Annotated in this window: 8 protein-coding genes and 1 pseudogene; 6 read left to right on the forward strand and 3 right to left on the reverse strand. The window is 70.2% G+C overall.

Annotation, left to right across the window (positions count from 1 at the left end):
- The 6 genes and pseudogenes from WH07_RS14195 to WH07_RS14215 all read left to right on the forward strand — a co-directional run.
- Positions 1-216 (forward strand): annotated as a pseudogene (locus WH07_RS14195) (NAD-dependent formate dehydrogenase); the annotation flags it as partial.
- A gap of 91 nt (positions 217-307) precedes the next feature.
- The gene (locus tag WH07_RS14200; protein WP_046500223.1) at positions 308-1,210 is read left to right on the forward strand and encodes an alpha/beta fold hydrolase; all 903 of its coding nucleotides are present in this window, start codon (positions 308-310) and stop codon (positions 1,208-1,210) included.
- A gap of 222 nt (positions 1,211-1,432) precedes the next feature.
- Positions 1,433-1,582 carry a hypothetical protein gene (locus WH07_RS39735; RefSeq protein ID WP_157877340.1) on the forward strand — a complete coding sequence of 50 codons (150 nt, stop codon included), beginning with the start codon at positions 1,433-1,435 and terminating at the stop codon, positions 1,580-1,582.
- Positions 1,557-2,672 (forward strand): hypothetical protein, encoded by a 1,116-nt coding sequence (locus WH07_RS14205; RefSeq protein WP_052744375.1) that lies wholly within the window; start codon positions 1,557-1,559, stop codon positions 2,670-2,672. Before WH07_RS39735 ends, WH07_RS14205 begins: the two co-directional genes overlap by 26 nt.
- Before the next feature lie 220 nt (positions 2,673-2,892).
- Positions 2,893-4,227: a Dyp-type peroxidase gene (locus WH07_RS14210; protein WP_046500224.1), complete on the forward strand. Its 1,335-nt coding sequence runs from the start codon at positions 2,893-2,895 to the stop codon at positions 4,225-4,227.
- A 153-nt stretch (positions 4,228-4,380) separates the two neighbouring features.
- Positions 4,381-5,379, forward strand: coding sequence for a YVTN family beta-propeller repeat protein (locus tag WH07_RS14215; protein ID WP_198533803.1), 999 nt, complete (start codon positions 4,381-4,383; stop codon positions 5,377-5,379).
- An 84-nt stretch (positions 5,380-5,463) separates the two neighbouring features.
- Here the strand turns inward: WH07_RS14215 and WH07_RS14220 are convergent, their stop codons facing one another.
- The 3 genes from WH07_RS14220 to fumC form a co-directional block, all read right to left on the reverse strand.
- Positions 5,464-6,462, reverse strand: a complete 999-nt coding sequence (locus WH07_RS14220) for a cytochrome d ubiquinol oxidase subunit II (RefSeq protein WP_046500225.1) — start codon at positions 6,460-6,462, stop codon at positions 5,464-5,466.
- Positions 6,459-7,907, reverse strand: a complete 1,449-nt coding sequence (locus WH07_RS14225) for a cytochrome ubiquinol oxidase subunit I (RefSeq protein WP_046500226.1) — start codon at positions 7,905-7,907, stop codon at positions 6,459-6,461. The genes WH07_RS14220 and WH07_RS14225 overlap by 4 nt, the downstream gene beginning before the upstream one ends.
- 122 nt (positions 7,908-8,029) lie before the next feature.
- On the reverse strand, positions 8,030-9,514 hold the full coding sequence (gene fumC / locus WH07_RS14230; RefSeq protein ID WP_046500227.1) for a class II fumarate hydratase: 1,485 nt from the start codon (positions 9,512-9,514) through the stop codon (positions 8,030-8,032).
- Positions 9,515-9,652 lie beyond the last annotated feature (138 nt).

The raw sequence follows: 9,652 nt of genomic DNA on the forward strand, positions 1-9,652 counted from the left end.
GACCACCCCTGGCGCACCATGCCCCACCACGGGATGACACCCCACATGTCGGGCTCGTCGCTCCCGGCCCAGGTCCGGTACGCCGCCGGGACCAGGGAGATCCTGGAGTGCTGGCTGGAGGGCAGTCCGATCCGTGACGAGTACCTCATCGTCCAGGGCGGCAAGCTCGTCGGCACGGGAGCGCGCTCGTACAGCACCGGCAACAACAAGACGTAACGGCCCTCACACGCCTGCGCGTTCACCGTGGCCGGGCACGTTCCGTCGATAACCGGGTGCGCGCGGACGGGCCATGCGGGAAACTTCCGGCATGCCGATCACTGAAGTCTCGCCCGGAGTGTCGATCGCGTACGAGACCTTCGGTGATCGCTCCGATCCGGCTGTCCTGCTCGTGATGGGCTTCAGCGCTCAGATGATCGCCTGGCACGAGGACTTCTGCCGTGCCCTCGCGGAACGTGGCCGCTATGTGATCCGGTACGACAACCGCGACTGCGGTCTGTCCACCAAGTTCGACGATCACCCCGTCGACATGGGCCGGCTCATCAGCACTGTGAGCTCGGGAGACATCGGCGCGGCTGCCGCGATGGTGCCCTACACACTCCAGGACATGGCCGACGACGGCCTCGGTCTGCTCACGGCTCTGGGAATCGAACGAGCCCATGTGGTCGGATCCTCGATGGGCGGCATGATCGCCCAGACCATGGCCATCAGCCGGCCGGCGCGAGTGCTGACCCTCACATCGATGATGTCCTCGACCGGCGAGCCCGACTACGGGCACTCCAGCGCCGAGGCCCGAGCCGTGCTCTCCAGTCCGAAGCCATCGGATCGCGAAGGCTATATCGCGGCAGCGGAACGGGAGATGGTGTGGGCCTCCAAGAAGTACGGCCGGCCCGCGCTTCTGCGTGAGCTGGCGGCCAGAAGCTACGACCGCGCCTACTACCCGGCCGGAGCCGGACGGCAAATGGGAGCCATGGTCCTCGGGGGCTCACGCGCTGAGGCACTCCGCGAACTCCGGTTGCCGACCTTGGTGATTCACGGTCTGGATGACGTCTTGATTGACCCCAGCGGCGGAAGGCGTACCGCCGAGCTGGTCCCCGGAGCGAAGCTCCTGTTGCTCGCAGATATGGGGCACGACCGCCCCCGCGAACTCTGGCCCGAGATCATCGAGGCCCTGGACGCGCACACCGGCTTCTCCCGGAGCGAGGCGCCGTAGCCACGGGGTGGGCGAGTCGCCGATGTGCCCGCCCCGACCAGGGAGTTCGGGTCACTCTGCGATCACGAAGCATGTGAAGACCTTGTAAGTGACATGTGTGTGCCGGTACGAATGTCGTAGCTCGCGCTCTGGATTCCCCCAGCCCGGCAGCGCCGAACCGAGCCCGGCTTCTCCGGGCCGGGCCGAAACTGCATTGCATCGTGACAGAAGGCGCACCTTTCCATGTCTGCACAGCCGTCGGCTTCCGACGACCCCTCCGAGCGCTCCGACCCGTCCCGGCCGGTGGGGGAGTCGTCCATATCCGAGGAGGAGTGGGAGAAGTTCCAGCGGGAGAGCGAGCGAGGGCATGGGCCGGCTCGCCGCGCCCAGTGAGCCGTCCGCACGGGCCCGTATGGTGACCGAACGGCTGCGGCTCCAGGACGAGGAGCGCGCCCGGCGCTCCGGGCGGAGCCACGGGGAGCGGAACGGTCCGGCGCAGCCGGACGGCTGGCGTACCGGACCGCTGACGTTCGGCGCCGAGGACCGGGCACGACGGCGTCGGCGCAGGGTGACCGGCGTCGTGGCCGCCGCCGTGGCGCTGGTCGTCGCGTTCACCGTCGCCGACGAGATGTCCTGGCTGCCCGGCGGGGGCCCGGCCTCCGCCGGTGATCCGGTGGGCGGGGCGGCCGGTGACGACACGGTCCTGCCGGCGGAGACCGCGCGGCCGACCCGCGCACCGGCCGCGGCCGGAAACGCGCGGCCCACCCATGAGCGCCCCTTCGCGGGCTCCCCCGCACAGCACTGGGACAGCGGGGCGGACGCGATCGTCCTGCCGACGGCGAAGGCGGTCAGCGGGGTGTCGGCGGCACGCGTCGCCAAGGGGCAGAAGCTGCTCAAGGAGTTCCTGGTCGCGGCGAACCTCGACCCGAAGGTGCTGAACGGCGCCGACCCGGTCAAGGCGCTGGCGCTGCTGGATCCCCTCGGGGACGAGTACGTCACCCGTCTCAAGGAAGGGCTCCGGAAGCCCACCGCCACGAACGATCCGACCTCGGTCGTCACCCGGTTCGACAGCGATGAGGCCGGGATCATCGGCCACGACATCAGGGTTCGCGGCCGGATGACCGTCCGGGGCGGCGAACCGGGCATCGCGATCCTCACGGCCGACTACACCTTCGTCTACCCGCTGGCCAGCAAGAAGTGGCCGGGCGAGGTGACCCGTACGACGGTGCGCCGTGTCGTCGAGACACAGGTGGTCGACCCCGCCCGGTGGCAGGCCACCGACGGGAAGATATGGATCCACGACATCAACTCCCGCATCGGCAACGACGTGTGCCAGTCGACCGACGGGCTGATCCATCCGTACTTCGACCCGGACCGGTCGACCGGACCCAGGCCGGACGCGACCGAGGCCGACCCGTACGACCGCAGCAGACCGCTCCCCCGGGAGTCCGACGGCGTATGTGACGTGGTGAGCAGGATCTGAAGGTCCGGGCCGTCCCGCCGACGGCTTTCCCCTGCCAGGGCGGTGATCTTCACTCCTCCGGGGCAGTGCGCCGGCAGTCTTCGTGTGCCCGGAGCGGCGGCCGGAGGCCTTCGGGGACGTGGGTGGGGCAGGGGTGTGCCCGGCCGTGGCGGCGATGGCGGGTGGACGGGGCGGCAGGTACGTTCGGCGCAAGGCGGTCCCGTCCCCAGGAGGGAACCGTATGACCGAGAACCGACAGCCCCGCCCCGCGGCCCCGCACGATCCCGGGGCGGCGCACCCGGCCGGAGAGTGCCCGGCCGGTTTCTTCGCCCGGCGTTCCTTCCTCCAGGGCACGGTCGCCGCGGGTCTCGCGGGAGCGGCGGGGACCGGGCTGCTGGACGGTTCCGGTGCCACCGCCCTTGCCGCCACCGCCGCCCCGGCCCGCACCGCCGCCCGGGGCAGCAAGCCGATCCCGTTCCACGGCCGTCACCAGGCCGGCATCGTGACCCTGCCGCAGCGGGACGTGACCTTCATGGCGTTCGATGTGACCGCCGACGACCGCAAGGCGCTCACCGACCTCTTCCGCACCCTGACCTCACGGGCGCGTTTTCTCACCGCGGGCGGCACACCGCCCAGGACGCCGCCGGACGAGCCCGCCTCCGACAACGGCATCCTCGGCCCCGAGATACCGGTGAGCGATCTGACCGTCACCGTCGCCCTCGGCGCGAGCCTCTTCGACGGCCGGTACGGACTGGCCTCCCGCAAGCCGGTCCAGCTCGTCACCATGAAGGCGTTCGCCCACGACGACCTGGATCCCGCCCTCTCCCAGGGCGACATGCTCGTACAGATCTGTGCCACGAACCGTGACACCACGGTGCACGCGCTGCTCGACCTCCTGACCCACACCCGCGGCGGTATGAACGAGCGCTGGCGCATCAACGGCACGCGCAATCCGTCGCGCCCCGTCGGTGTCCCCCGCGACTGGTTCGGCTTCAAGGACGGCATCGCCAACCCGGACCTCAATGACACCGCCCAGCTCAACCAGGAGGTCTGGGTCCAGCCGCGCACCGACGAGCCCGGCTGGGCGGCCGGCGGTACGTACCAGGTGGTACGCATCGTCCACTTCAAGCTCGAAGAGTGGCAGAAGCTGACCGTCGCCGAGCAGGAGCGGATCTTCGGGCGGCGCAAGGACAGCGGCGCCCCGCTGTACGCCACGGATCCCAACGCCTCGGACCAGCTCGACCCCATCTACACCAATGACCCGCAGGGCCTGATCACCCCGCTGGACTCCCATGTGCGGCTGGCCAATCCGCAGACCCCGGAGACCGCGTCGACCAGCGCCATCCTGCGCCGCAGCTACGACTACGACCGCAGCCCGGACGTACGCGGCGGGCTCGACCTGGGCCATGCGTTCTGCTGCTTCCAGCGCGAACTCAACACGTACATCGCCATGCAGACCCGTCTGGAGGGCGAGGCGCTGGTGCCCTACATCACGCCGCAGGGCGGCGGTTACTTCTTCGCCCTTCCCGGTGTCCGTGACAGCCAGGACTACTACGCCCGTGGCCTCCTCGTCTGACCGCCGCCCACGGACCGGCCCCGGTCACGACCACGGCCCAGCCCCGCAGGAGGCACCATGCAGCACCCGCACTCGCACTCGCGGGACACGAAGGAACGGCCCACGAGAGCGCGGCAAACGAAGGCACGGCACACGAAGGCGCTCCGGCCGGTCATGGGGACTGCCCTAGGAACAGTCGTCGCACTCCTGCTCGCCTCGTGTTCCGCGGACGGCCCCGTACGGCAGGACCCGGTCGCGGCGCCCTCCGTCAGCGCGCCGGCGGGCGCCGCGAGCCGGGTCTATGTGACCAATCAGCTCGACAACACGGTTTCCGTGATCGACACCGCGACCCACAAGGTCACCGCCACCGTCCCGGCCGGCACCGGCCCCGAAGGCATCGCCCTCGCCCCGGACGGCAAGCACGCGTACATCGCCAACAGCGAGTCCGCCAAGGTGTCGGTGCTCGACACCCGGACCCACAAGATCGTCGGGACCCCGTCCGTCGGCAAGAACCCCAGCGGTGTCGCGCTGACCCCGGACGGCCGCACCCTCTATGTCACCAACGGCGGTGCGAACAGTGTCTCCGTGCTCGACACCCGCACCAACCGCGTCATCGCGACCGTCCCGGTCGGTGTCTCCCCGGTGAGCGTGGCCGTGGCCCGCGACGGCGGCACGGCCTATGTCGCCAACTCCGGCTCGGCCAGCGTCTCGGTGATCGACACCCGTACGCGCCGAGTCGTCCGCACCCTTCCCGCGGGTGATTTCCCGGTGGCCGTCGCCGTCAGCGCGGACGGCCGGTCGGTGTACGCCGCCAACGAGGTGGCCGCCCGGGTCTCGGTTCTCTCCACCCGCACCGGCAAGGTCACGGCCAGCGTGCCGGTCGGCGAGGGAGTCTTCGACGTGGCCCTCTCACCGGACGGGAAGAGGCTGTACGTCGCCGTGCTCGGCCCGGGCGACGTGTCCGTGATCGACACCGGCTCCCACCGGGTCATCCGTACCGTCCATGTGGGCCCTCCGGGAACGGACCCGTTCAATATCGAGGCCACCTCCGGCGCGGTCTATGTCACCGACCAGGGCGCGGGCACCCTTTCCGTCATCGACCCGGCGACCCTCAAGGTCACCTCGACCGTCACCCTCGGCAACAGCCCGTACGGTGTGGCGGCCGCCCCCTGACCCCCTCGCCGCATCAGAAGCCCTGAAGCGCCCGAAGTCCAGGAAGCTCCCGCGGCCCCCGAAGTCCCGGAATTTCCCGCGGCCTCAGGACCGAGTCTCCAGCCTGCCGCGGTTCTGCAGCACGTACAGAAGAGCCAGCGAAGGCGCGATCAGCGCACCCGCGGCCACCGCGACCCCGGTGAGCACCCACAACGTGGGCGTCGGTGCCGCCGCCTCGTCGATACGGAGATGAGTCCCCAGCAGATACGGGTACTGCGCCACGCCCCACCCGCACACCACCGTCGCCACCGCCAGCGTGGCCAGCGCGCGCAGGGCCACCGGCCTCTCGCTCCTGAGCAGGGCGAGACCGGCCAGCCCGCAGAGCGCGGAAATGATCAGCAGCGCCAGTCCGCGATGGCTCAAGTCGTGGAACAGACGCGGGGAGTCGGCCTGGAGGATGAAGATCCCGGCCAGCCCGACCGCGCCGGTGACGACCCCCGCGAGCAGCGCCCGGCGCCGGAAGTACGCCTCGAGTTCCGGACTGTGGTTCTGTGCCGCCGAGACGGTCAGATACACCGCCGCGAGATAGGCGCACACCGCCACGGCCAGCACCCCGCCGAGCGCCGATGTCGGATTGTTCCAGCTCGTCAGCGGATCACCGGCGCCACCGGTGGGCACCCGTCCCGACGCGATGGCCCCGGCCACACTGCCGAAGCAGTACGGCGTGAGCACCGAGGACGCCGCGAACGCCACCCCGTAGATCCGCTGCTCCGGCGTGCGCATCGACGCCTTGCGGAAGGCGAAGCCCGCGCCCCTCAGCACAATGCCCAGGGCGGCGAGGCCCAGTGGGATGTACAGCGTCGTGGTGATGGCCGTGAACGCGGGCGGGAAGGCGCTCCACAGCATGACCAGGCAGTAGATCAGCCAGGTGTGATTGGCCTCCCACACGGGACCGATCGACACGTCGATCAGCTTGCGGGGTCTGCTGCCGCGCGCCGCTCCGCCGGCGGTCAGATCCCAGAATCCGGCGCCGAAGTCCGCCCCGCCGAACAGCGCGTAGGCGATGACGCCGAGGAACAACAGGACCGAGATGGTGTCGCTCATGCCCGCCCGCCCTCTCCCGCGTTCGTGTCGGTGAGCGGCTGTACAGGACCGTACGGTACGTCGAGACCCTCGTCCCGCTCGTCCCCGTCGGCTCTCCACCGCCGGCTCAGGGACCGCAGGATCAGTACGGCACTGGTGCCCACCGCGAAATAGATGACCAGCGCCGCGGCGAAGAACGGCCAGACATTGCCCTGGGTCGTCACCGCGTCCCTGGTCAGCAGCATGCCGACGACGGTCCAGGGCTGCCGCCCGACCTCGGTGACCACCCAGCCGCTCTCCAGGCACACCACGGCGACGATTCCGCTCACTGCGGCGCACCTCAGGAACCACCGGTTCCTCGGCACCTCCCGCTTGCGCCACCACAGCAACGCGAACCAGAGCGCGAGGGCCAGCAGGGCGAACGCCGTTCCCACCATCACGTCGAACGCGAGATGCACCACGCTGACCGCCGAGTCGTCCGGGCGTACCGAGGGCGGGATCGCGTCGAGTCCGCGGATCTTCGTCGACGGACTGAATCCGGCGAGGAGTGAGGCCACGTCCGGGATCCTCAGCCCGTACCGCACCTCGCCGTCGATCAGCACGCCGCCGATCGTCTCGGGCACATGGCGCCCGGTGTCGGGAAGCAGCTCGACCGCGGCGAACTTCGCCGGTTCGTCCTGGAAGACCTGACGCGCGACCACATCGCCCACATAGATCTGTACGGGCATCACGACGGCGGCCACGACGAATCCGATGAGGAAGCCCTGCCGGTGGTAGTGGTCGCGCCGCCCCCGCAGCATGCCGACCGCGTAGACGCTTGCCACGAAGAACCCGGCGACGATGTAGGAGGCGAGCATCATGTGCACCGTCTCGAACCAGAAAGCGCCGTTGAAGAACACCTCGGCCGGGCGGACCTCCACGATCCGGCCGCCCCGCATGGTGATCCCGCCCGGCTGGTTCATCCAGCTGTTGGCCGCGATGACGGCGGCCGTACCGCCCATGCTCGCCAGGACCACGGGAACGCCCGTCCAGAAGTGCGTCCAGGGCGGGAGCCGTTTCCAGCCGTAGATATAGATCGAGACGAAGATCGCTTCCAGGAAGAAGAAGATGCCTTCGATCGCGAACGGGAAACCGAAGGCGGCGCCGTACCGGCCCATCAGCCCGGGCCACAGCAGGCCGAGTTCGAAACTCAGCACCGTACCCGTGATCGCTCCGACGGCGAGCAGTACGGCGGCGACCTTCGACCACCGCTGTGCGAGGAGCAGTGCCTGCTCGTCGTTGTGGCGCAGACCGCGGTAGTTGGCGATGAGCATCAGCGCGGTGAGTGCCACCCCGAACGGTACGAGGATGATGTGGAAGCCCAGCGTGAAGGCCATCTGCTCCCGGGCGGGCAGCAGTTGCGGCGGGTCGCCGGCCGAGGCCGCGGCCCGGACCAGGATCCCGGCGGCGTGAGCGGAAAATGGCATTCCTGCATCGTCCACGGGCCGGTCGGCCCGTCACCCCGGCGACACGGACCGGCGGTGAGCGACACCCGTTCAGATGACCGGGGCGGCCGGGGGCGCCGGCCGGGGAACGGCGGCGCCCCGCGTCAGTCGCGGAGTCCGGCCATCCTGCGCGGGTCGATCACGCGGTCGTACTCCTCCGCCGTGAGATAGCCGCTGGCCAGGGCGGTCTCGCGCAGGGTGGCGCCCCGCTCGGCGGCGCGGTGGGCGATCTCGCTTGCCCGGTCGTAGCCGATCTCGGGGGAGAGCGCGGTGACGAGCATCAGGGAGCGGGAGACGTCCTCCTCGATCCGGTCGCGGTGGAGTTCCGCGCCCTCGACACAGTAGACACGCAGCTTCTCGCTCGCGTCCCCGAGGATCCGGGCGCTGTGCAGCACATTGCTGATGATGACCGGGCGCATCGCGTTGAGTTCGAAATTGCCCTGGCTGGCGGCGAGAGCGACCGCGCTGTCCTCGGCGAGCACCTGGATACAGACCATGACCATGGCCTCGCACTGCGTCGGGTTGATCTTGCCCGGCATGATCGAACTGCCGGGTTCATTGGCGGGCAGGGCCAGTTCGCCGAGACCGCAGCGCGGGCCCGAGGCCAGCCAGCGCAGATCATTGGCGATCTTCATCAGCGGTACGGCGACCGCGCGCAGCCCGGCCGAGGCGGCGGCCATCGCGTCGAGCCCGCCCTGGGCGGCGAAGTGGTTGGCGGCGACCGTGAAGGGCCGGCCGGTCAGCTCCGCCAGTTCGGTGGCGACCGCCGAGCCGAAGTGCTCCGGCGCGTTGAGGCCGGTGCCGACCGCGGTCCCGCCGATCGCCAGCTCATGGAGTGCCGGCAGGGTGGCGCGTACCCGCTCATGGGCGTCGGTGAGCTGCGACGCGTAGCCGGACCACTCCTGGCCGACGGTGAGCGGGACCGCGTCCTGGAGGTGGGTACGGCCGACCTTGACGACATCCCGCCAGGCGGCGGCCTTCTCCGAGATGGCCTCGGTGAGCGTGGCCAGCGAAGGCAGCAGTTCGTCGTGGAGCGCCCGCACGGTGGCGATGTGCATCGCGGTGGGGAAGGTGTCGTTGGACGACTGCCCCATGTTGACGTGGTCGTTGGGGTGGACCGGGGTACGTGAGCCGAGGGTGCCGCCGACGAGCTGGATGGCCCGGTTGCTGATCACCTCGTTGACGTTCATATTGCTCTGCGTGCCCGAGCCGGTCTGCCAGACATAGAGCGGGAAGTGCGCGTCGAGATCGCCGGCGATCACCTCGTCGGCGACCTTCGCGATCAGATCCCGGCGCCAGCCGGACAGCCGGCCGTCCCGCCCGTTGACCAGGGCGGCGGCCTTCTTGACATAGCCGTAGGCGTGGTAGACGGCCTTGGGCATCCGGTCGTCGCCGATCGAGAAATGGATCAGGGAACGCTGGGTCTGCGCGCCCCAGTACCGGTCCGCGGGAACCTCGATCGTACCGAGCGAGTCACGTTCGGTACGGGTGCCCCGGGCGTCGATACCGATGGGCAGATTCCGTACCACCGGCCCGTGCCCGTCCCCATGCCCCCGCCCGCCTCCGCGCCTCCGTCCACGCCAGTTCATCGGGCACCGCCTCCGTCCGGGCTCCGGCCGTGGCCCCCGCCCGCCAGGCCCGGCAGGGGCCCGTCCCGTGGCTGCCACATCGCGTCCTGCACGGCCTGCACCAGGTCCGCCGGACGGTTCTCGGCGACCCCCTCGGTG

It is taken from the genome of Streptomyces odonnellii (genome assembly GCF_000981895.1).
Taxonomy (GTDB): Bacteria; Actinomycetota; Actinomycetes; order Streptomycetales; family Streptomycetaceae; genus Streptomyces; species Streptomyces odonnellii.

What these genes read in the sequence shown, in the direction of transcription:
- WH07_RS14225 (WP_046500226.1), bottom strand. Translation starts at nt 7,907, where the DNA reads ATGCCATTTTCCGCTCACGCCGCCGGGATCCTGGTCCGGGCCGCGGCC.
- WH07_RS14200 (WP_046500223.1), top strand. Translation starts at nt 308, where the DNA reads ATGCCGATCACTGAAGTCTCGCCCGGAGTGTCGATCGCGTACGAGACC.
- fumC (WP_046500227.1), bottom strand. Translation starts at nt 9,514, where the DNA reads ATGAACTGGCGTGGACGGAGGCGCGGAGGCGGGCGGGGGCATGGGGAC.
- WH07_RS14205 (WP_052744375.1), top strand. Translation starts at nt 1,557, where the DNA reads ATGGGCCGGCTCGCCGCGCCCAGTGAGCCGTCCGCACGGGCCCGTATG.
- WH07_RS39735 (WP_157877340.1), top strand. Translation starts at nt 1,433, where the DNA reads ATGTCTGCACAGCCGTCGGCTTCCGACGACCCCTCCGAGCGCTCCGAC.
- WH07_RS14220 (WP_046500225.1), bottom strand. Translation starts at nt 6,462, where the DNA reads ATGAGCGACACCATCTCGGTCCTGTTGTTCCTCGGCGTCATCGCCTAC.
- WH07_RS14210 (WP_046500224.1), top strand. Translation starts at nt 2,893, where the DNA reads ATGACCGAGAACCGACAGCCCCGCCCCGCGGCCCCGCACGATCCCGGG.
- WH07_RS14215 (WP_198533803.1), top strand. Translation starts at nt 4,381, where the DNA reads ATGGGGACTGCCCTAGGAACAGTCGTCGCACTCCTGCTCGCCTCGTGT.